Source organism: Microbacterium sp. NPDC028030 (genome assembly GCF_040637855.1).
In the GTDB taxonomy this organism is placed as follows: Bacteria; Actinomycetota; Actinomycetes; order Actinomycetales; family Microbacteriaceae; genus Microbacterium.
Genome location: NZ_JBEZXF010000002.1, coordinates 1,123,810 through 1,144,348, shown reverse-complemented (window position 1 = coordinate 1,144,348; position 20,539 = coordinate 1,123,810). Strand labels below are relative to the sequence as shown.

At 68.1% G+C, this 20,539-nt stretch carries 26 protein-coding genes; 16 read left to right on the top strand and 10 right to left on the bottom strand.

From position 1 onward, the window contains the following. The first annotated feature begins 69 nt into the window (after nt 1-69). On the top strand, nt 70-606 hold the full coding sequence (locus tag AB0E56_RS14470) for a DUF6264 family protein (protein ID WP_359800006.1): 537 nt from the start codon (nt 70-72) through the stop codon (nt 604-606). A 91-nt stretch (nt 607-697) separates the two neighbouring features. Here the strand turns inward: AB0E56_RS14470 and fbaA are convergent, their stop codons facing one another. Continuing rightward, nucleotides 698-1,726, bottom strand: coding sequence for a class II fructose-bisphosphate aldolase (gene fbaA / locus AB0E56_RS14465; RefSeq protein ID WP_359800003.1), 1,029 nt, complete (start codon nt 1,724-1,726; stop codon nt 698-700). 184 nt (nt 1,727-1,910) lie between these two features. Between fbaA and glpX the strand changes: the two genes are divergently transcribed. After that, the gene (glpX, locus tag AB0E56_RS14460) at nt 1,911-2,897 is read left to right on the top strand and encodes a class II fructose-bisphosphatase (protein ID WP_183152278.1); all 987 of its coding nucleotides are present in this window, start codon (nt 1,911-1,913) and stop codon (nt 2,895-2,897) included. 179 nt (nt 2,898-3,076) lie between these two features. Further along, nucleotides 3,077-3,367: a hypothetical protein gene (locus AB0E56_RS14455; RefSeq protein WP_359800001.1), complete on the top strand. Its 291-nt coding sequence runs from the start codon at nt 3,077-3,079 to the stop codon at nt 3,365-3,367. Between the two features lie 10 nt (nt 3,368-3,377). Here the strand turns inward: AB0E56_RS14455 and rmuC are convergent, their stop codons facing one another. Together rmuC and AB0E56_RS14445 are read right to left on the bottom strand one after the other, a co-directional pair. After that, on the bottom strand, nt 3,378-4,652 hold the full coding sequence (gene rmuC / locus AB0E56_RS14450) for a DNA recombination protein RmuC (protein WP_359799999.1): 1,275 nt from the start codon (nt 4,650-4,652) through the stop codon (nt 3,378-3,380). Nucleotides 4,653-4,713: 61 nt separating this feature from the next. Beyond that, a complete protein-coding gene (locus AB0E56_RS14445; protein ID WP_183152281.1) occupies nt 4,714-5,322 on the bottom strand; it encodes a 3'-5' exonuclease in 609 nt (202 codons plus the stop codon). A 59-nt stretch (nt 5,323-5,381) separates the two neighbouring features. On the opposite strand from AB0E56_RS14445, the gene AB0E56_RS14440 reads away from it, so the two are divergent. The 9 genes from AB0E56_RS14440 (at nt 5,382) to AB0E56_RS14400 (ending at nt 12,379) form a co-directional block, all read left to right on the top strand. Then, nucleotides 5,382-6,122 carry a class I SAM-dependent methyltransferase gene (locus AB0E56_RS14440; RefSeq protein ID WP_359799997.1) on the top strand — a complete coding sequence of 247 codons (741 nt, stop codon included), beginning with the start codon at nt 5,382-5,384 and terminating at the stop codon, nt 6,120-6,122. A gap of 68 nt (nt 6,123-6,190) precedes the next feature. Continuing rightward, a complete protein-coding gene (ychF, locus tag AB0E56_RS14435; RefSeq protein ID WP_359799996.1) occupies nt 6,191-7,282 on the top strand; it encodes a redox-regulated ATPase YchF in 1,092 nt (363 codons plus the stop codon). Then, nucleotides 7,279-7,653 carry a cupin domain-containing protein gene (locus tag AB0E56_RS14430; protein ID WP_359799994.1) on the top strand — a complete coding sequence of 125 codons (375 nt, stop codon included), beginning with the start codon at nt 7,279-7,281 and terminating at the stop codon, nt 7,651-7,653. The genes ychF and AB0E56_RS14430 overlap by 4 nt, the downstream gene beginning before the upstream one ends. A 128-nt stretch (nt 7,654-7,781) precedes the next feature. Then, on the top strand, nt 7,782-8,120 hold the full coding sequence (locus AB0E56_RS14425) for a hypothetical protein (RefSeq protein WP_359799992.1): 339 nt from the start codon (nt 7,782-7,784) through the stop codon (nt 8,118-8,120). 118 nt (nt 8,121-8,238) lie between these two features. Further along, nucleotides 8,239-8,898 carry a helix-turn-helix domain-containing protein gene (locus AB0E56_RS14420; protein WP_359799991.1) on the top strand — a complete coding sequence of 220 codons (660 nt, stop codon included), beginning with the start codon at nt 8,239-8,241 and terminating at the stop codon, nt 8,896-8,898. An 80-nt stretch (nt 8,899-8,978) separates the two neighbouring features. Beyond that, nucleotides 8,979-9,512 carry a VOC family protein gene (locus AB0E56_RS14415; protein WP_359799989.1) on the top strand — a complete coding sequence of 178 codons (534 nt, stop codon included), beginning with the start codon at nt 8,979-8,981 and terminating at the stop codon, nt 9,510-9,512. Between the two features lie 89 nt (nt 9,513-9,601). After that, nucleotides 9,602-11,263 carry an ABC-F family ATP-binding cassette domain-containing protein gene (locus AB0E56_RS14410; protein WP_359799986.1) on the top strand — a complete coding sequence of 554 codons (1,662 nt, stop codon included), beginning with the start codon at nt 9,602-9,604 and terminating at the stop codon, nt 11,261-11,263. Nucleotides 11,264-11,344: 81 nt separating this feature from the next. After that, nucleotides 11,345-11,686, top strand: a complete 342-nt coding sequence (locus AB0E56_RS14405; RefSeq protein ID WP_359799985.1) for a hypothetical protein — start codon at nt 11,345-11,347, stop codon at nt 11,684-11,686. Between the two features lie 123 nt (nt 11,687-11,809). Continuing rightward, entirely contained in the window at nt 11,810-12,379 is a 570-nt protein-coding gene (locus AB0E56_RS14400; protein WP_359799984.1) for an alpha/beta hydrolase, read from the top strand. Between the two features lie 4 nt (nt 12,380-12,383). Here the strand turns inward: AB0E56_RS14400 and AB0E56_RS14395 are convergent, their stop codons facing one another. The 4 genes from AB0E56_RS14395 to AB0E56_RS14380 form a co-directional block, all read right to left on the bottom strand. Continuing rightward, the gene (locus tag AB0E56_RS14395; protein WP_359799981.1) at nt 12,384-12,728 is read right to left on the bottom strand and encodes a LysR family transcriptional regulator; all 345 of its coding nucleotides are present in this window, start codon (nt 12,726-12,728) and stop codon (nt 12,384-12,386) included. A 64-nt stretch (nt 12,729-12,792) separates the two neighbouring features. Beyond that, nucleotides 12,793-13,461: a hypothetical protein gene (locus AB0E56_RS14390; protein ID WP_359799979.1), complete on the bottom strand. Its 669-nt coding sequence runs from the start codon at nt 13,459-13,461 to the stop codon at nt 12,793-12,795. Nucleotides 13,462-13,582: 121 nt separating this feature from the next. Further along, complete coding sequence (locus tag AB0E56_RS14385) at nt 13,583-13,882, bottom strand: Fe-S cluster assembly protein HesB (RefSeq protein WP_359799978.1); 300 nt, start codon at nt 13,880-13,882, stop codon at nt 13,583-13,585. Between the two features lie 107 nt (nt 13,883-13,989). Then, a complete protein-coding gene (locus tag AB0E56_RS14380; protein WP_359799976.1) occupies nt 13,990-14,481 on the bottom strand; it encodes a GNAT family N-acetyltransferase in 492 nt (163 codons plus the stop codon). 108 nt (nt 14,482-14,589) lie between these two features. On the opposite strand from AB0E56_RS14380, the gene AB0E56_RS14375 reads away from it, so the two are divergent. Next, nucleotides 14,590-15,135, top strand: a complete 546-nt coding sequence (locus AB0E56_RS14375) for a DNA starvation/stationary phase protection protein (protein ID WP_359799974.1) — start codon at nt 14,590-14,592, stop codon at nt 15,133-15,135. 6 nt (nt 15,136-15,141) lie between these two features. On the opposite strand, the gene AB0E56_RS14370 is transcribed toward AB0E56_RS14375, so the two are convergent. Beyond that, nucleotides 15,142-15,687 (bottom strand): DUF6328 family protein, encoded by a 546-nt coding sequence (locus AB0E56_RS14370; RefSeq protein ID WP_359799973.1) that lies wholly within the window; start codon nt 15,685-15,687, stop codon nt 15,142-15,144. Between the two features lie 71 nt (nt 15,688-15,758). Between AB0E56_RS14370 and AB0E56_RS14365 the strand changes: the two genes are divergently transcribed. After that, nucleotides 15,759-15,962 carry a hypothetical protein gene (locus AB0E56_RS14365; RefSeq protein ID WP_359799972.1) on the top strand — a complete coding sequence of 68 codons (204 nt, stop codon included), beginning with the start codon at nt 15,759-15,761 and terminating at the stop codon, nt 15,960-15,962. A 26-nt stretch (nt 15,963-15,988) separates the two neighbouring features. Here AB0E56_RS14365 and AB0E56_RS14360 read toward each other — a convergent pair whose 3' ends face one another. Next, nucleotides 15,989-16,582, bottom strand: a complete 594-nt coding sequence (locus AB0E56_RS14360; protein WP_359799969.1) for a 1-acyl-sn-glycerol-3-phosphate acyltransferase — start codon at nt 16,580-16,582, stop codon at nt 15,989-15,991. Nucleotides 16,583-16,666: 84 nt separating this feature from the next. Here AB0E56_RS14360 and AB0E56_RS14355 point away from each other — a divergent pair, with 84 nt between their 5' ends. After that, on the top strand, nt 16,667-16,813 hold the full coding sequence (locus AB0E56_RS14355) for a hypothetical protein (RefSeq protein WP_359799966.1): 147 nt from the start codon (nt 16,667-16,669) through the stop codon (nt 16,811-16,813). Between the two features lie 33 nt (nt 16,814-16,846). Here AB0E56_RS14355 and AB0E56_RS14350 read toward each other — a convergent pair whose 3' ends face one another. Further along, the gene (locus AB0E56_RS14350; RefSeq protein ID WP_359799964.1) at nt 16,847-18,325 is read right to left on the bottom strand and encodes a DHA2 family efflux MFS transporter permease subunit; all 1,479 of its coding nucleotides are present in this window, start codon (nt 18,323-18,325) and stop codon (nt 16,847-16,849) included. A gap of 167 nt (nt 18,326-18,492) precedes the next feature. Here AB0E56_RS14350 and AB0E56_RS14345 point away from each other — a divergent pair, with 167 nt between their 5' ends. Next, nucleotides 18,493-20,538 (top strand): ABC transporter ATP-binding protein, encoded by a 2,046-nt coding sequence (locus AB0E56_RS14345; RefSeq protein ID WP_359800076.1) that lies wholly within the window; start codon nt 18,493-18,495, stop codon nt 20,536-20,538. Nucleotide 20,539 lies beyond the last annotated feature (1 nt).

Sequence of the window (20,539 nt, the reverse complement as noted above, 5' to 3'; positions counted from 1 at the left end):
GTTTTCCGCCTGCTTCTCACCCAACCGCTGCTGTGAGTCGTCCTGAGCCGGTGCGATTAGCATGGCGGGATGACCGATCAGCGGCCCCAGTACGGCGAACTCGCGACTCCCGAGGAACAACGGCGGGCCGCGGGCCTGCCGCCCCTCGACGAGGTCGCCGTCGCGCCGGCCGCGCCTCCTGCCGCCCCCGCCGTCATCACGTCGGAGGGAGCGACGGCCTCATCCGGGCGTCCACACCCGGTCGACCGTCTCGTGACGCTCGCGCTGCTCGCCTACGGCCTGGTGAACATCGTCATCACCGGGCTGTCGTACCTGGACCTGCCGACGGTGCTGAACCAGACCATGACGATCCTCGGCATCGAGGGTGAGTTCACGAACTTCGCGCAGGGGAGGACCTGGGGGGCCATCGCCGCGGTGGTGCTCGCTGTCGGTTGGTCGATCACCGCTGCGCTGTCGATCCGGCGGCTGCGCCGCGGTCGCATCACGTGGTGGCTGCCGATCGTCGGCGCGTTCGCGACCATGATCTTCGTGACGATCTGCATCTCGGTGCCGATGATGAGCGATCCGGCGTTCATCGCCTACCTGGAGCAGATGACCACGCGCTGATCCGCGGCGAGGTCGCCCGTCGGGGCGGACTCGTCGGAGAACGCAGAAGGGGCCCGGCATGAAGCCGGGCCCCTTCTGGTGGTTCCGTCGGTCAGCTCTTCGACTGGCCGTAGGAGCCGAGCTGACGGGTCGACTCGACGACACGGGCGGCCATCGCCGACTCGGCGATCTTGCCCCAGGCGCGCGGGTCGTACTGCTTCTTGTTGCCGACCTCGCCGTCCACCTTGAGAACGCCGTCGTAGTTCTTGAACATGTAGTCGGCGATCGCGCGGGTGTACGCGTACTGCGTGTCGGTGTCGATGTTCATCTTGATCACGCCGTTGGCGACCGCGAGCGCGATCTCCTCGTCGGTCGAACCGGAGCCGCCGTGGAAGACGAGGTCGAGCGGCTTCGGGCCCGTGTTGTACTTCGCGGCGACCTCCTTCTGGATCTCGCCGAGGAGCTCCGGGCGGAGCTTCACGCCGCCCGGCTTGTACACGCCGTGTACGTTGCCGAAGGTGAGCGCGGCGATGTAGCGACCCTGCTCTCCGAGACCCAGAGCCTGCACGGCCTGGTCGACATCGGCGAAGGTCGTGTAGAGCGCCTCGTTCGAGCCCTCGTGCTGGACGCCGTCCTCCTCGCCGCCGACGACGCCGATCTCGACCTCGAGGATGGCGTTGATGTTCTTCATACGGGGGAGCAGATCCTTGGCGATCTCGATGTTCTCCGCGAGGGGAACGGCCGAGCCGTCCCACATGTGGGACTGGAAGATCGGGTTGCGACCAGCCTTGACCTCTTCTTCCGAAGCAGCGATCAGCGGCTCGACGAAGCCGGCGAGGGCGTCCTTCGGGCAGTGGTCGGTGTGCAGTGCCACCGTGACGGGGTAGTTCTTGGCGACCTCGGTCGCGTAGCGCGCGAACGCGAGCGCGCCGGTCGCGCGCGCCTTGACGGTGTGCCCGGCGAAGTAGTCGGCGCCACCCGTGGTGACCTGGATGATGCCGTCGGAGCCGGCCTCGGTCAGTCCCTGGAGGACGGAGTTGATCGTCTGCGAGCTCGAGACGTTGAAAGCGGGATACGCGAAGCCGCCGGCCTTCGCGCGGTCGAGCATTTCGGCGTACTGATCCGGGGTGGCGACGGGCATGAGAACTCCTGCGATAGGGAAGCCGGGACAGGAGCCACTCTATCGGGGCGCGCGATGCGATACCGCGGGGCGGATCACGTCGACGCGCTGGTGCTTCTGCGCGGGTGTTAAGAATCGCGATTCCTTCGTCTTGCCGACACCGAAAACGCGGTGGTTCGCGCGCAACGATCGGTAGGCTGACCGCATGGTGAGTCTGACTGCTGATCTGAGCCCGCTTCGTCCCGACCGCAACCTCGCGATGGAGTTGGTGCGGTCAACAGAAGCGGCGGCGATCCGTGCGGTCCCCTTCATCGGGCGCGGTGCGAAGGAAGCCGCGGACGGCGCGGCCGTCGACGCGATGCGTGCGTTCCTCGGCACGGTCGACTTCCAGGGACGCGTCGTGATCGGCGAGGGCGAGAAGGACAATGCCCCGATGCTCTTCAACGGCGAGATCGTCGGCACGGGGCGCGGACCCCTGTGCGACATCGCGGTGGACCCGATCGACGGCACTTCCCTCACAGCTGCCGGTCGGCAGAACGCTCTCTCGGTGATCGCGGTATCGGATCGCGGCACCATGCTCGACGCCTCGAGCGTCTTCTACATGGACAAGCTCGTGACGGGCCCTGCGGGCGTCGGCGTCGTCGACATCCGCCTCCCCATCGGCGAGAACATCCGCAAGCTCGCGGGCGCCCTCGACAAGCCTGTCGACGAGATCGTCGTGTCCGTCCTGAACCGACCGCGTCACGAGCAGCTGATCCAGGAGATCCGCGACGCGGGCGCAGGCACCCGTCTCATGAGCGACGGCGACGTCGCCGGCGGGATCAACGCCGCACGCCACGATGCGCGCACCGACATGTGCGTCGGCGTCGGCGGCAGCCCCGAGGGCATCGTCACGGCCTGCGCCATCAAGGCGCTCGGCGGACACATCCAGGGACGCCTCTGGCCGCGTGACGACGATGAGCGTCAGCGCGGCATCGACGCCGGGCTCGACATGGACAAGGTCTACGAGGCTGACGACCTGGTCCAGGGGAACAACACGATCTTCGTCGCGACAGGTGTGACCGACGGTCAGCTCGTCGCCGGCGTCCGCCGTGAGCGCGGCTACGTGTACACCGAGAGCGTCGTGCTCCGCGGTGCGTCGGGGACGCTTCGTCGTATCGCTTCGGAGCACCTCGTCTCGAAGTGGCTCTGAGCTCTCGCGCTCATTCTGAATCGCCCTGACCGCGGCGGTGCGGTGCGTCATCGTTACCGAGCCGGTATCGGCGCGGAGTGGCGTGATCCACGCTTTTCGGAGCATCGTGTCACAATTGTCACTGGGTTTGTCGCCGTCGACGGAGCCGTCAGGCACCGCAGGCACAGGAGGGCGAACGGATGACAACGCAGCACACGAGCGGTTCGAAGGCCGCCGCGACGAAGATCATCACGACGAACACGGGACGCATTCTCCGGGTGAGCGCCGACGCCGAGGCCGGCGCGGCGAACACTCCGCCGGTGACGACTCCCCCCACCGCGATCGCCGACCCGGCACGTCGCGCAGATGTGCTGTTCCGCGTCCGCCGCGACGAGGGCCACGAGATCAGTGCCTGGTGGATGATCGGAGCGTTCCTCGCCACCAGCGGTCTTGTGATCCTGCTGCTCAGCGGCGTGCCCGGAATCGCCTGATCCTCGAGTTCTAGACCTCGTCGAGGCGCCTGCGCACCTCGCCCACGTCTGCGCGGACCGGTTCCGGTGTCGTGAGGGCGGCTTCATCGATCGTGTCGTCGTGTGGCTGCTCATCGCCGATCAGCTCGGGCGCGGTGAACCGCCGGCCGGTTCCCGCTGTGGCGGGCGACGCACTCGACAGCGCCGAGGCATCGATGCCCGGGAACTGCCGGGCGGTCACGAGCACCCGCGTCTCCAACGAACCGGCGAACCGGTTGTAGCTGTCGACCGTGCGCTCCAGTGCACGCCGCAGATCGTCGGCGTGGCCGGCGAGGGTGCCCAGCCGGTCGTACAGCTGCGTGCCGAGGGCGAGCAGCGTGCGGGCTTCGGTCGACACCTCCTGTTGCGTCCAGGTGAAGGCGACCGTCTTCAGCACGGCCCACAGATTCACGGGGGAAGCGAGGGCGACCCGCTTGCTGAACGCGTAGTCGAGAAGTGTCGGGTCTTCGTCGATCGCGGCTGCGAGCAGCGACTCACTCGGCAGGAAGCAGATCACGAACTCGGGGCTCGCCTCCAGCCCCGCCCAGTACGCCTTCTTCCCCAGTGCGTCGACGTGCGCACGGACCGCCTTGACGTGCCTCTGCAGGAGAGCGCGTCGCTGCGGCTCGTGAACATCGGCGGCGGGGAGTGCAGATGCCTCGAGATAGGCGTCGAGCGGGACCTTCGCATCGACGGCGATCGAACTGCCGCCCGCGAGGCGCACGACCATGTCGGGGCGACCTTGTCCGCGATCCGACGAGATCGTCGACTGCAGGTCGAAGTCGACGTGTCGTGTCAGGCCGGCGGCTTCGACCACTCGTCGCAGCTGCGTCTCGCCCCACACGCCGCGGGTGGCTGTCGATCGCAGCGCCCCCGCGAGCGACTCCGTGGTCGCGCGAAGCGCCTCGTCCGATTCCTGTGCGCGTCGCAGCTGCTCCTCGAGCGTGCCGAACTGGGCATGCCGCTCCCGCTCGATCGCGGTGACCTTGCTCTGCATCTCCTGCAGGCTCTCCCGCACGGGAGCGAGGGCCGTCAGTACGGCGTTCTGCTGCTGCACACGCTGCGCTTCGGCGCGCTGCTCGTTTCGCGCGTGCTCGACCGCATCGCGATAGAGGTCGTACTGCCGGTCACGGTCGTCGCGCGCCGCCGCCAGCTCGGCCTGAGTGCGCGCGAGCTCTGCGGCTCCGCGCGCTGCGCGCAGGAACCACCCCAGGGCGACGCCCGACGCGAGTGCGACGACCGCGAGAACGAGAACGAGTGCATCCATGTGTTCATGATGGGACCGGCGTCCGACATTCGGAGGTCGGCGCGCTGCGAGCGGAGCGGGGTCAGGCGACCGCGCGCTCCAGGGCAGGTGCGACCGCTGCGGGCGCCACGGGGGCGGTCACGCGTAGGCTCAGAGCGTCGGCGAGAGCGAACACGTCGGCTGCTCCGGCCCTGGACGCCGCGTCGATGACGATCTGCGCGCAGGCCCGTGCGTCGGCCAGGGCATCGTGGTGGGAGAACTCGGCGAACCCGGCCGCGGCAGCGGCGCTGGGCAGGCGGTAGGAGTCGAGTTCGTAGGTCTTGCGGGCGACCTGGAGGCTGCACAGCGAGCGATACGGCGGGCAGATCTGTCCGGTGGCCTCGGAGGCGCGGCGCAGGACGTTGAGGTCGAAGCCCGCGTTGTGGGCGACGAGGACGTCGGCTCCGGCGAAGGCGCACAATCGGTCGAACTGTTCGACCCACGTGGCGGCTGTCGACACGTCCTCCGGCTGGATCCCGTGGATCCGCACGTTCCACTCCTGGAACTCGTCGTGTCCGGGCGGAGGCTGGATCAGCCATCCGGTCATCGCGACGACCTCGCCGCCGCGCACCCGGACGAGTCCCACGGAACAGGCGGAGGCGGGGCTGGAGTTCGCGGTCTCGAAGTCGATCGCAGTGAAGTCCAGTGGCACGTCTCCACTCTCCCTCCGTCGTCCGCGAGCGGGCGGCAGACTCGCCGTAGGCTGGCGGCATGGCTGATGACATGGCGACGTCGTTCGGTGCGCAGGCGGGCGACTATGAGGTCGGCAGACCCGAGTACCCGTTCGACGCGGTGGCATGGATGCTGGAGCGGATGCCGAGCGACTCGCGCCGTATCGCCGACGTCGGAGCCGGGACCGGCAAGCTCACGCGAGTCCTCGCCGCGGCGCCGGAAGCGGAGGTCGTCGCGATCGACCCGGATCCGCAGATGCTCGCGACGCTTCGCGGAGCAGTGCCGGGCGTGCCGACGTTCACCGGGACGGCGGAATCGCTCCCGCTTCCGCCTGCGAGCCTCGACGCCGTGGTGCTCGGGCAGGCCTGGCACTGGGTCGAGCCGATCGCCGGCTCCCGCGAGGTGGGCCGCGTGGTGCGCAGCGGGGGAGTGCTGGGGCTGATCTGGAACATTCGCGACGACCGCATCGACTGGGTGCGTCGCCTGACCGAGATCATGCACGGCAGCAATGCCGAGATCATGCTCGCGGACGGCGGTCCCGAGGTCGCCGCCCCGTTCGGCGAGCTCGAGGAGCGGTCGTGGGAGTGGGTGCGCCCCATCACCCGCGATCACCTCCATCGCATGGCCTCGTCGCGCAGCTACGTGATCACGGCATCCGATACGGAGAAGGCGCGGATCAGGCGGGAGATGGACGAGCTGTTCGACGAGATCGGCCTGGACGACGACGGCACGGTCGACCTGCCCTACGTGACCAGGGCGTTCCGCGCCGTGCGCGACTGACGCGCGGCTGCCAGCACGCACAGCGTTCCGCAGGGCCGCGCAGCTCCGGCCAGGTAGACTCGTGCCCCGTGGCTCTCACTATCGGCATCGTCGGCCTGCCCAACGTCGGCAAGTCCACCCTCTTCAACGCTCTCACCAAGAACGACGTGCTCGCGGCGAACTATCCGTTCGCGACGATCGAGCCCAACGTCGGTGTGGTGAACCTCCCCGACCCGCGGCTGGAGAAGCTGGCCGAGATCTTCGGCAGTGAGCGGATCCTCCCCGCAGCCGTGTCGTTCGTCGACATCGCCGGCATCGTGCGCGGTGCCAGCGAGGGCGAGGGGCTCGGCAACAAGTTCCTCGCGAACATCCGTGAGGCCGATGCCATCGCGCAGGTCGTGCGGGGTTTCGCCGACGACGACGTGGTCCACGTCGACGGTGCGGTCAACCCCGCATCCGACATGGAGACGATCAACGCGGAGCTCATGCTCGCCGACCTGGAGACCGTCGACAAGGCGATCGCCCGGTACGAGAAGGAAGTGCGCGGGAAGAAGATCGAGCCTGTCGTGCTCGAGACCGCGAACGCGGCGAAGGATGCTCTCGAGCGGGGCGTGCTGCTCTCGGTCGCCGGCATCGACCTGACGCCCATCCGCGAGCTGGGACTCCTGACCGCGAAGCCCGTGATCTTCGTCTTCAACGTCGATGAGTCAGTGCTGACCGACGACTCCCGCAAGGCGGAACTCGCCGCGCTCGTCGCCCCGGCGAAGGCCATCTTCCTCGACGCGAAAATCGAGTCGGAGCTTATCGACCTCGACCCGGAGGATGCCGCCGAGCTGCTCGCATCGACAGGGCAGGACGAGTCGGGCCTCGACCAACTCGCCCGTATCGGCTTCGACACACTCGGACTGCAGACCTACCTCACGGCCGGGCCGAAGGAAGCGCGTGCCTGGACGATCCCCCAGGGCGCCAAGGCTCCCCAGGCCGCGGGCGTGATCCACACCGACTTCGAGAAGGGCTTCATCAAGGCCGAGATCGTCTCGTTCGACGACCTCGTCGCGACGGGATCCGTCGTCGAGGCCCGCGCCAAGGGCAAGGCCCGCCTCGAGGGCAAGGACTACGTCATGCAGGACGGCGACGTGGTGGAGTTCCGGATCGGGAACACCTCCAGCGGCTCCAAGTGAGCGAGGATCTCCGCGGCGCGGTCAGTCGCGACAACGCGGAGCACTACGTGTGGGGCGGGGTCTCCGACGGGTGGCGTCTGCTCGACGACGAGGGCCTGTCCGTCATCGAGGAGCGCGTGCCCGCGGGCGCAGGCGAGGAGTGGCATGTTCACGACACCGCCGATCAATTCTTCTACGTCCTCGAAGGCCACGCGGAGATGCAGACGGAAGCGGGCGCACGACAGCTGACAGCGGGGGAAGGGCTGCACGTTCAGGCCCGGCTCGCCCACAGGTTCTTCAATCCGGGAAGCGGAGATGTCCGATTCCTGGTCATCAGTGCTCCGAACACGCGGGCGGACCGGCGCGCTGTGGAGTTCCGCGTCGACAACTGATCGCTCGAACGCGGATGTGCGTCGCGGTACTTCGCGCTCGCTCGTCTGATCGAGGCTGCCATCGGGTTGTCCGCGCTGGGGGCACGTGACTTCGCCCATCAGGATCGCGGCGCTGACATACTGACCACGTGGAAGACGCTGATGTTCCTCGTCGCGAGTATCGGGATGTCCTTCTCGCGCCCGCGATCCTGCTCCTCACCTGGCTGCTCCTGTGGATGGCGCAGGGGATCCCCACGCTGTGCGCCCTGGCGAATCCGTGCCCTGCCCCCGATGTCCGGGTCGCACCGGCTCTCCTGTTCGGAGGCCTGATGCTGATCCCCGCCGTCGTCCTGATCGCCTTCCCCGCTGTCGGGCGCCCGCTGGCTGCCGGTGTGCGCATCCTCGCCTACGTGCTCCTGATCGGTCTCGCCATCGTGGGCCTCGGGGCCGTGCTCTTCTCCGGTGGGTTCAGCATCGGGACTCTCTGACGCCGTGCAGGTGGTCCGCGCTCAGCCGCCGTCCGGTTCCGGACTTCTTTCAACGCCGCACGAGCTCCGTTTCGACAACCGGCCTCGTCGCCGGCCCGGACATGCCACGATGGGGCGCATGTACGAAGAGCGCCATCCCGATTCGTCGGTGATCCAGTGCGTGTGGCAAGCGCGGGCAACGAAAGACGAGCGTTACCTCGTTCCGGCAGTTGAGTACTGGGACCTCTGGTTCACCCGCGAACCGGATGGAGAGATGCTCGCGGGGCTGTCGGGTCCGACTCTGGGGTACCGGTTGATCCGCTCGACGATCGGAGAGCACAGCTGGGGGGTTCAGCTGAAGGCGCACGTCGTCCTGCCCGGGGTGAGTAAGCAGCTCCTGCTCGGCGGGGAGCAGCGGGTCGTCGTTGACGACGGGCATGTCACGCTCGCCGGACATGCCGTGCCGTTCCCGGAGTTCGCCGACCTCGAGGCCTTCACGGATGAGCTGTTGCGCCTCGATATCCTGCGCTGCGACGAGGACGTGCGCCGGATGCTCGAGGGCGAGGATGCGGCGTATTCGGAGCGGCATCGGCAGCGCCGGGTCCGTGCCGCGACTGGTCTCACGCGCAAGCAGATCGATCAACTCAGCCGAGCTCGTGACGCATTCGCGCTGCTGTTGCAGGGCGTGTCGCCGAGCGACAGCGCCGCGCGGTGCGGATTCGCGGATCAGGCCCACCTGACCCGATCGTTACGGGCGTTGCACGGCCAGACGCCGGCGCAGGTCCTGTCCGGCCGATGATGGCGGAAACGTTCAAGACGGTCGCCTCCACCGGTGATGGACTGACGGAATCACAGCCATCACTAGGACAGGAGTAAGAGATGTCAGCACCCGCGGCCCCAGAGGGTTATGCCACCGTCAACCCGTTCATCATCACGACGAATGCCGAAGAGCTGACCAGGTTCGTGATCGAGGTTTTCGACGGTGAGGAACGCGTCGAGGCCAGGACTGTCGACGAGGATGGGCTGTTGCTGCAGGCCGAAGTGCGTGTCGGCACGACCACTGTCATGCTCGCCGAGCGCAAGCCCGATTGGCCGTTCACCCCGAGCCTGCTCCAGGTCTACGTCGGTGACCTCGATGCAGTGATCGAGCGGGCTCTTGCGCGCGGGGCGCGTCTGGTCACGAAGCCGACCGACTTCTTCGGCACGCAGTTCGCACGCGTGCAGGATGCGAGCGCCAACCTGTGGTGGGTCTGGCAGCACGGCGAAGCGCAGTGGGACGCCGAGGGAGATGACGGCGACTGGGCGGCCGACGGCGCCGAAGGCGGGTGGGGTGAGGTCTCGCCCGAACTCGCCTACATCCACGACACCCTGATGGAGGCGATGACCGCCTTGCGTGACCCGAGGGGTTCGTAGCACCGAATCCGCGATCCAGCGCAGTCCCGTCGATGCCTCGCGCCGGCACGCAGGACGGCGAGACGCCGCGCGGCTGAGAGGATTGAGGGATGACCGCAACACTCGTGGCCCAGGGGCTGGCAGGCGGGTACGGCCACCGCACCCTGTTCGACTCTCTGGACCTGACGGTCACGGCCGGCGACGTCGTCGGCCTCGTCGGTGCGAACGGCGCGGGGAAGTCGACGCTGCTGAGACTGCTGGCCGGCGTCGACGAACCACAGGCAGGTACGATCAGGCTCGCTCCCGCTGACGCGTTCGTCGGCTGGCTGCCTCAGGAGCATGAGCGCATCGCCGGCGAAAGCGTCGTCGACTACATCGCCCGGCGCACCGGCTGCGCGGCTGCGACCAGAGACATGGACTCCGCAGCCGCCGCTCTCGGTGATCCTTCGCTGGCGCCCCCGGGAACGGATCCCGCCAACACCTATTCGTCCGCGCTCGAGCGGTGGCTGGCCAGCGGTGCCGCCGACCTCGACGAACGGCTTCCGGTCGTGCTCGCCGATCTCGGACTCGACCTCGGCGAAGACCCTGCCGCGGCTATGATGACCTCTTTGTCCGGGGGACAGGCGGCACGCGTCGGCCTTGCGGCACTGCTGCTGTCCCGGTTCGACATCGCGCTGCTGGATGAGCCCACCAACGACCTCGACCTCGACGGCATCGAGCGGCTCGAGGCCTTCGTCCGCGGGCTCCGGGGCGGCGTGGTCGTCGTGAGCCATGACCGTGAGTTCCTCGCGCGGTGCGTGACCAGGGTGCTGGAGCTCGATCTCGCGCAGGGGAGCAACCGGGTGTTCGGCGGCGGCTATGACGCCTACCTGGAGGAACGGGCCACGGTTCGTCGACACCAGCGCGAGAAGTACGAGGAGTTCGCCGACAAGAAAGCCGACCTTGTGGCGCGAGCTCGCACGCAGCGCGAATGGTCGAGCCAAGGTGTCCGCAACGCCATGAGGAAGTCGCCGGACAACGACAAGATCAAGCGCAAGGCATCGGCCGAGTCCAGCGAGAAGCAGGCGCAGAAGGTGCGTCAGATGGAGAGCAGGATCGCGCGGCTCGACGAAGTGGAGGAGCCGCGCAAGGAGTGGCAGCTCGAGTTCACGATCGGCTCCGCTCCGCGGTCCAGCTCGGTCGTCTCGACCCTGAGCTCGGCGGTGTTCCGTCAGGGCCTGTTCCAGCTCGGGCCTGTGTCGCTCCAGGTCAACGCGGGGGAGCGGATCGGCATCACCGGCCCGAACGGCGCCGGGAAGTCGACCCTGCTCCGGGGGTTGCTGGAGCGGCAGACTCCGGATGCGGGGACGGCCAGTCTCGGCGCGAGCGTGCAGATCGGCGAGATCGATCAGGCCAGAGCGCTGCTCGCGGGTTCTCAGCCGCTCGCGGTGGCCTTCGAGGACCTCGTGCCGGAGATGGCGTCCGCCGAGGTCCGCACCCTCCTCGCGAAGTTCGGGCTCAGGGCCGACCACGTGACCCGTGCCGTCGATGAGCTCTCGCCCGGTGAGCGCACCCGCGCAGGACTGGCGCTGCTTCAGGCGCGCGGCATCAACCTCCTCGTGCTGGATGAGCCGACCAACCATCTCGACCTGCCCGCGATCGAGCAGCTCGAGCGGGCCCTCGAATCGTACGAGGGCACCCTGCTGCTGGTGACGCACGATCGGCGGATGCTCGCGACCGTGAAGACCGATCGTCACTGGCGCGTCGAGGCGGGGCAGGTCGCAGAGCTCTGATGTCTCGCCGGTCTCCGCTCGGCGGCAGCGCGTCGAGCGATCCCCCTTGATCTCGCGGCGTGGATCGTGTCGGGTGGAGGCATGACCCTTCTCGAAGAACTGATGCAGATCGAGCATCGCCTCGCGGGCGGACGCGGTGACGTCTACCGGGATGTCCTGGCGGACGACGCGCTCGTGATCGTCCCCGGTGCGGTCCTCGGCAAGGGGGAATGCGTCGCAGCGATGGACGCCTCCTCCGGGTGGGACTCGGTCGTGCTGGAGGCCCCTCGTCTGATCGAGAGCGCGGGCTTCGCCTCCGTCGTCTATCGCTTCACAGGCGAGCGCGGAGAGACGGCGTACAGTGCCGTGCTCGCCTCGACATATCGTCTCCCTGACCGCAGACTCGTCCTGCACCAGCAGACGCCCGACGTGCCGTCGTCGTGAGCGGCCGGCCCGCGCGCGGGATACGCTGGAACCTGGCGGCTCGAGCCGCGGTCCGGTCGCCGACGCCCGCCGTGGACGTCCGCCTGCGCACCTGACACCGACGGCACGAGGAGATTGACGCCGATGACCGAGACCCAGATCTTCGAGCCCGAAGGCCGCGCGATCCCCTTCGTCGACGAGGGCGACGGGCCCGTCAAGCTCGTGCTGATCCAGGAGCGCGACGTGGCAGCCGATGTCCTCGGCGTCGTGGCGCACTATCTCGCCGAGGAGGCCGGGTTCCACGTCGTGCGGATCGGCCACCGCGCCGATGGTCAGAACGCGTCGGTGGCAGACCGTGTCGAGGATGTGCTCGCGGTGATCGACCACGTCGGCCTCGGCGACACCTGGATCGGCGGCCACGGCTTCGGCGGCACGATCGCACGCGCATTCGCCGTCGCCCACGCCGACCGCGTGAACGGTCTGGCGCTGCTCGGGGTCGAAGACGACGACACCCCGCTCGCCCCCGTGATGCCGGTCCTGATCATCCAGGGCACCGAAGACGCGGACACCCCCTTCGTCAACGGCGAGCGTCTGCAGTCGACGGCACCGGAGCGGGCGAGTGTGAAGAGCATCGACGGGGGAGCGCACCTGTTCCCGATGACGCACCCGATCGAGACGGCGGTCGTGATCGAGGAGTACCTCGACTGGGACTGAGGCGCTAGCGGCCCTGCCGCTTCTTGTACGGCTTCGGCTGCCCCTTCACCGCCGGCGCGCGGCCCTTGCCCTTCGATGCCTTCGCCTTGCCACCGCGAGGGGCAGGAGCGCTCTTCACCGGTTCGGGAGCCGCGGCGACCTCGGCCCTCGCCTCCTCGAGGAAGAGTTCGCCGACGTGGGTCAGACGCGTCTGACCGTCTCTGTGCACGAGCGGATGCCCCACCTCCGCCTCGAGCTTGTCGATCGAGGTGTACAACGACCCTAGGGGGATGCCGAGCTTCTCCGCCGCCCGAGGAAAATGCCGTTCGTCGGCGAGGACGACGAAACGGCGGAGCAGAGAGATCTTCACGGTGGCCCTTCGACGGTGCGCCCGGAGTTCGGGCACGCTCCAGGGTACGCGGTGCGATCGCGGCTCAGAGGTCGCTGAAGTCGTTCGCCGGAACCAGGATGCGCATCACCGTGTCGCCCTCGAGGACGAAGAGCGTGAAGAGGATGCCGACGGACCCCGGGTGCGTCAGCGACTGTGTGCCCGGCACCTCCTGACCTCCCAGACCGAGGTCGGTCGCGGTCGCCGCGTCCTGTTCGGGGACCAGCGCCCACGCACCGGCGTCGACGAGCTCCGTCCTGGTCGAGCCGACGCGGAGACCCTCAGGCGTGCTCACCGGAATCCCGCTGATGTCTGCGGCAGTGACGGTGAGGGAGGCGGGACTATCGCGCTTACTGTCCGCGAGAACCGAGAGACCTTCCCAGTCGAAGCGTTGCAGGGTCGAGGGCTGTCCGGGGAAGATCTCGACGGTTTCGGGCTCGGGAAGCTCTCCGGTCGTCTTCTCGATCAACGCGAGGAGCCCCGTGGGGTCGTCGTAGTCGGCGCTGCTCGTGCCGGATGCGTCGGTCACTGTGATCCCGTCGAGCGACACCACCATCTGCGGGTCCACGTCAGGTGTCGGAGTGGGCGAGGACGACGCGGTCGCCCGGGGAGGTTCTGTCGTCGGGGTAGGAGTCGCGGGCGAGGTCGGAGCACAACCGAGCAGCAGGAGCGCCGAGACCGCGAGAGCCAGGGCCGAAGGGAGAGAACGTCGCATGGTCAGATGCTAGGGGCACTGTCACGGTGCCGGAGGTGCGGCGCGACGTCGTCTCGGAATCGTGATGCGCGGACGCACGGATGCCGCGACCGAATCGGCCGCGGCATCCGGAATCCTTCGGTCAGGCGACCTGCGGCAGGACCGCGAACGACACGGATCCTTCGTCGTCCACACCCGCGTCGAGGATCTTGTCGTCGAGCGCGGCGACCGCGGACTCGTCGAGGAAGAGACGTGTGCCGGAGACCTCGACCACCTGATCCTGGGGCTCCGGATCAGCGGCGACGAGCACGGCGAGGCGCGCACCGCCCTCCGCGTCCTGGGGTGCGGTCGAGTGGATGCGCAGGCCGGCATCCGGTGCGTCGGTCTGGCGACTCACGAGGGTCGTCACGATGGCGGAGGCGTTGTCGGTGAGGGTGAGCACGAGACTCTCCTTCCGGTTGGGGCATGCCGCGGTTGCGACATGTCCGGGCCACGATGCCCGACCTGGGCGACCCGCTCAACCCCCTTGCGCGGATTCGGAGGAGGCTCTTACCCTGCTCGCAGCTGCTTGCGGAGAAAGACCTGCTCGGTCCCGTCGCCGTCCGGCACCCGCTCGTGCTCCACGTAGCCGCATCGCTCGTACAGGCGGATGTTCGCTTCGCTCAGACTTCCGGTGAACAGTTCGGCGACTCGCGCCGTGGACGACTTCTCCGCGCTCTCGAGCAGCATGCGACCGACGCCCTCGCCCTGCACATCCGGGGCGATCGCGATCCGTCCGATGAGGAGCATGTCGTCCTTCTCGACGAAACGGATCGCTCCCACCAGGCGCCCATCGATCCGTGCCGCCAAGCCGGACTCCGAGCGGAGTTCGGCCTGGAGTTCGGTGAGCGTCTGCGTCAACGGCGGCATGTCCACGCTTCCGTAGATCTTCGCCTCCGACACGAAGGCCGCACGCTGCACGGTCAGCACTTCGCCGGCGTCGGCATCGCTGAGGGGGGAGATCACGATCTCCGAGGAGTCTCTGCTCTGGTCGTCCGTCACGTCTGCGCCTTTCTGATCCTGTGTCACACTCGAGGGTGCCGTGCGTGGTGTCAACCCCCTCGATCCGTCGAAGGGCGGGGGTTAGCGTCGTGCGCAGGAGGACACACCATGGCTGAGAGCAAGACCACCAAGAAGAGCGGCAATGCGTCGAAGGGCGCGGTCAAGACGACCAGGCAGCAGAACGCGGAGAAGGGCTTCACCGCCTCTTCCACTCTCGCGAGCAACCTGCAGTCGGTGCTCGTCGACCTGTTGGATCTCGCGATCCAGGGCAAGCAGGCGCACTGGAACGTCGTGGGTCGCAACTTCCGCGACACGCACCGTCAGCTCGACGAGATCATTGACGACGCTCGCGCGTTCAGCGACACGATCGCGGAACGTATGCGGGCGCTGCACGCCGTGCCCGACGGTCGCAGCGCGACGATCGCGAAGACGAGCTCTCTTCCGGAGTTCCCCGCCGGCGAGGTGTCGACCACGGAGACCATCGACCTGGTCACGGCGCGCCTGGAGGCGGCTGTGGGGACCGTGCGAGACGTGCACGATGCCGTCGACGAGGAAGACCCCACCTCGGCGGATCTCCTGCACGCGATCATCGAGCGGCTCGAGCAGTTCGCCTGGATGGTGAGCGCCGAGAACCGGAGCCCCGCAGGTCGCTGAGCCTTCTCATCCGCGGGGGCGTGATCCGCTCGATCCGTCCCCGCGGGCGAGACGCCTGCCGCGCATCAGGCGGGGCAGCGCCACCCACAACGACACCACGAGGATCAGGGCCGCGATGAGCGCGATGATCCCCGCGGTGCGGCCGACTGTGAAGTCGACGATCAGGGTCGTCACGCCGACGGTCAAGGCTCCGATCACCACGAGGTCGATCCTGACGATCCGGGCCGCGATGCGCACGAGATCGGGCTTGCGACGGTGTCCGAACAGCGCACGGTGCATACCGACGGGGGCGAGGGCGAGGATGGTGGCCACGGCGGCGAGGGCGACGAGGACGACGTACATGTCGCGCTGAAGAGCGTCCATGTCGGTGAACCGCGGTTGAAAGGCCACAGCCAGGAGGAAACCGGTGAGGATCTGCGTTCCGGTCTGCATGACCCGCAACTCCTGCAGGAGTTCGTCCCAGTTGCGGTCCGCCCGTTCGTTCGCCGTCTCGTCGCGACCGTCGATGCGGTCGTCCATGTCGCGCTCGTCGCGCGGTCCTTCCGAAGCCATGGACACAGTGTCGTGCCGTTTCTCGGATGATGTCCAGCGTCTTGCGACGATGGATCGAAAGGAGGTAGCCGATGACGCTTCCACCGCTCAGGGAATGGTGGTCCGAGCTGTCGGATGACGCACGCGAGGACGTGCTCCGCAGCGATTCACCCCACCTCGACGAGGCCGTGCGGGAGGAGATCCGGATCATCACCGGCGCCGTGGTCGGGATGGTCGAGTCCCTCACCGAAGACGACGTCGCTTACGCGCGATCGCATGCGGGGAAGTCGGGCTGACCGCGCGCATCTCGGTCGTCGCGGACTCAGGCTCCTGCGGGTGGCCTCTCCGACGGGGTCTCCTCGCGCAGGCGCGGCTCGGTGCGGCGCTCGGGGCGCACCCCGGCCTTGTCGGCGTAGAAGGCGCGGATGCGGTCCATGTCGGCCGCGACGTCACCCGTCAGGTCGAGGGTGGGACCGAGGCCGCTCGTCATCGTCGTGCGGTCGACGAACCCCAGAGTCACCGGCATGCCCGTCTCGCGAGCGATCCGGTAGAAGCCCGACTTCCAGTACTCGTTGCCGCCGCGAGTGCCGTCCGGGGTGACGACGAGCCCGAAGACGGTGCCGGCATGCACCTGTCCGACGACGTCCTTCACCACACGAGCGGGATCTGCGCGATCGACAGGGATGCCCCCGAGCCTGCGCATGATCGGACCTCGCCATCCATGGAAGAGGCTCTTCTTGCCGAGCCAGTGCACGTCGATGTCGAGCCGCCAGGCGATGGCGAGCATCAGGATGAAGTCCCAGTTCGACGTGTGCGGGGCGCCGACCAGCACCGTGGGTCGCGTCGGTGCCGCCTCACTCGCGAGCGTCCATCTGCTGAACGCCCAGAACACGCGGGCGAGGGTTCGTTTGAGCATGGATCAACCGTAGGGGAGAACGGCTGTCGATCCGCCGACAGGCGGTCCGGCGCCGCCGCCTCTGCGCAGGCGTACGATCGAGGGATGAAGAAGACGCAGCAGGACTCCGTGCAGCAGGACGCGCCCGTCGGGCTGCAGCCGCTGCCTGACGCCCTGAACCTGCTCGAGGGCGACGCCGCAGGCTACTGCAGCAACGGCGTCTGCCACTTCCCCGCCCCGAAGGCGGAGTAGCGGCAGACGCCGTCTTCTGCGAACTCTGCGCGGTCAGTGACCGCCGTGGAAGCCTTCGCCAGCGTCGTCGGCGGGCTTGCGGACGAACGGGCTCAGCGCCACCGCGGCAAGCGAGATGATCGCCGCGATGAGGAAGGCCGTGCGCGCCCCCGGCGCCCCCGCCACGGCCTGCGACAGCCCTTCGTCTTCACCCGCGTGCAGGATCGCGGAGTAGGTGACCGTGAGCAGGGCGACGCCGGCTGCGCCGCCGACCTGCTGCAGCGTGTTCAACACGGCGGAACCGTGCGAGTACAGCGAGCGCTGCAGCGAACCGAGCGATGCGGAGAACAGGGGAGCGAACGACATCGCGAGTCCGACCGACATGGCCGCCTGCACGATGATCAGCACCCACCAGACCGTGTGCTCGCCGACCGTGGAGTAGAAGAACAGCGCTGCAGACACAAGGATCGTGCCGGGGATCAGCAGCGGGCGCGTGCCGCGAGCGTCGTACAGGCGCCCCATCACCGGACCGAGCAGACCCATGAGCACGGAGCCGGGGAGAAGGATCAGACCCGACTCCAGCGGGTTGAGTCCTGCGACGTTCTGCAGGTACTGCGGGAGCAGGGTCAGCGTGCCGAACATCGACAGCGCCAGGATGGTCATGATGACCACCGCGAACGTGAAGTTGATCGAGCGGAACACACGCAGGTCGAGCAGGGCGTCGTCGACGCGCTGAAGGACGAGCTGACGCCAGACGAACAGCGCGAGCGAGATGGCGCCGACGACCAGGGCGATGATGCCGGCGGTCTCGCCCGATCCTCCCTCGCCGCCGAACTGGCTGAGGCCGAACACGATGCCGCCGAAGCCCAGTGCCGCGAGAGGGATGGAGAGGACGTCGAGCGGGGCGACGCGCGTCTCGCCGAGGTTCGTCATCCACTTCACGCCCATGAAGAGGGAGATGAGCGCGATGGGGAGGATGATCGCGAACAGCGCGCGCCAGTTCAGCGTCTCGAGCACCGCGCCGGCGATGGTCGGGCCGAGGGCAGGTGCCAGCGAGATGACGAGTCCGACGCGGCCCATCATGCGGCCGCGGGACTGCGGCGGGACGACGTTCATGATCGTGGTCATCAGCAGCGGCATCATGATGCCGGTACCGGCGGCCTGGATCACGCGGCCGACCAGCAGCACACCGAAGCCCGGCGCGACGAGGGCGACGAGCGTCCCCAGCGAGAACGCGATCATCGCGGCGATGAACACCTGTCGCGTCGTGAAGCGCTGCAGGATGAAGCCGGTGGTCGGGATCACGACGGCCATGGTGAGCATGAACGCGCTGGTCAGCCACTGCCCGAGCTCCGGCGGGATGCCGAGGTCGGCGTTCAGATGCGGGATCGCGATCCCCATCGTGGTCTCGTTGAGGATGGCGACGAAGGCGGCGACGAGCAGCAGCCAGATCACGCGCATGTCCTTGCGGGGGATCTCGCCTCCTGCCGGAGCGGGGGTCGTCGAGAGGGAGCCGGTATCGACGGCAGACATGGGCGGCCTCCTGGGCGAAGAAGAAACGGAAGTATCGCGAGAGTTCGCAAGAGTCCTTCAGCGTAACGGCGGCCGGTGACATTTCATTCCGAATTCACAGAAATCCGCTGAGGGCGGATGCGGACGACCTCGATGTCTCCGAGGCTGAGTACGCTGGCGCCATGAGCATGGGCGGTGGACAACGAGGCGGTGGCTTCCGCGGGGTCGACGAAGACGCGCAGCGGAAGCTGAACGCCGAGGCGCCGCGTATCAATGGTCTGGGCGCACGCGTGATATCCCTGTTCCGCCCGTACCGGTGGCGCATCCTGTTCACGGGCATCCTGGTGGTCCTGGGGGCGGCGATCGCCGTCATCCCGCCGCTGATCGTGCAGCGCATCTTCGACGACGCGCTGTTCCCCGTCGCAGGCGGAGGGCCTCATCTCGAGCTGCTGGCCTGGCTCGTCGCCGCGATGGTCGCCCTGTTCCTGCTCTCTGCGGCGCTCGGGGTGGCGCAGACCTGGCTGACATCGACGGTCGGCAACAGCGTCACGGGCGACCTGCGCGTGAAGCTGTTCGAGCACCTGCAGGCGATGGAGCTCGGGTTCTTCACGCGGACCAAGACCGGCGTCATCCAGTCGCGGCTGCAGAACGACGTCGGCGGGGTGTCCGGTGTGCTGACCAACACCGTCACCAGCATCCTGGGCAACGTCGTGACCGTGGTCGCGTCGCTCGTCGCCATGATCCTGATCGACTGGCGCCTCACCCTGATCGCGGTCGTCATGATGCCGTTCCTGATCTTCGTGCAGCGCAAGGTCGGACAGGTGCGCGCGCGGATCGCCGGTGAGACGCAGGAGTCGCTGTCGGAGCTCACCTCCATCACGCAGGAGACACTGAGCGTGTCGGGGATGCTGCTGTCCAAGGCATTCAACCGTCAGCGCACCGAGTCGGAGCGCTACCAGTCCGAGAACCGCAACCAGGTGGTGCTCCAGGTGCGCCGAGCGATGAGCGGCCAGGGGTTCTTCGCCGTCGTCCAGGTGCTCATGGCCAGTGTCCCCGCAGTGATCTACCTGGTCTCGGGCTATCTGATCGCCGGGGGGAGCGGGGCGATCACGGCAGGAACCGTGGTCGCGTTCACCACCGTGCAGGCGCGCCTGCTGATGCCGCTCATGGGGCTGATGCGCGTCTCGCTCGATCTGCAGACGTCGTCCGCACTCTTCGCCCGCATCTTCGAGTACCTCGACCTGGTTCCCGAGATCGAAGACGCGGCCGACGCGATCTCCGTCGACGAGGCGCCGGGTCCCCGCGGGCGCATCGAGTTCGCCGACGTCGTCTTCCGGTACCCTGACGCGTCGCCCGACGCGCGACCCACGCTCGACGGCGTCTCGTTCGTCGCAGAACCCGGCACGCACGTCGCGTTCGTCGGCCCCTCCGGCGCGGGGAAGACGACCATCCTCTACCTCGCTCCTCGACTCTATGAAGCGAAGGGCGGCGCGGTGCTGTTCGCCGGTGCGGACGTGCGCACGTTGACACAGGAGTCGATCATCGACCACGTCGGCATCGTGTCGCAGGAGACGTATCTCTTCCACGCGACCATCCGCGACAACCTCCGCTACGCCAAGCCGGATGCGACGGAGGAGGAGCTGATCGCGGCGTGCACGGCCGCCAACATCCACCACATCATCGCCGGGTTCGAGCAGGGATACGACACGGTGGTCGGAGAGCGTGGCTACCGACTCTCCGGAGGGGAGAAGCAGCGCATCGCGATCGCCAGAGTTCTGCTCAAAGACCCGCCGGTGCTGCTGCTCGACGAGGCGACGTCGGCGCTCGACACGGTATCGGAGCGCGTCGTCCAGGAGGCCCTCGACGAGGCGGCGAAGGGGCGCACGACGCTGTCCATCGCACACCGGCTGTCGACCGTCATGGGCGCAGACGTGATCCACGTGCTCGAGGCCGGTCGCATCGTCGAATCGGGGACCCACGCCGAACTCCTGGCGCACGGCGGGCTGTACGCGGAACTCGCGGCCGAGCAGGTCGCGGCCTCGCGTGTGCTCGACACCGAGGCCTCCGTCGAGCAGGCGCTGGTCGGCGACGGCCGTGCAGCATTCACCGACCGTCGGGCGGACAGAGCCCCTGTCGACTCCGCAGGGGCCGATGCCGTCGCCGCGATCACCGCCGCCGTGCCGCTGCTCGCGGAGCCTCGCCCGGACGAACGGGTCTACCCGCCGGAGCCGTGAG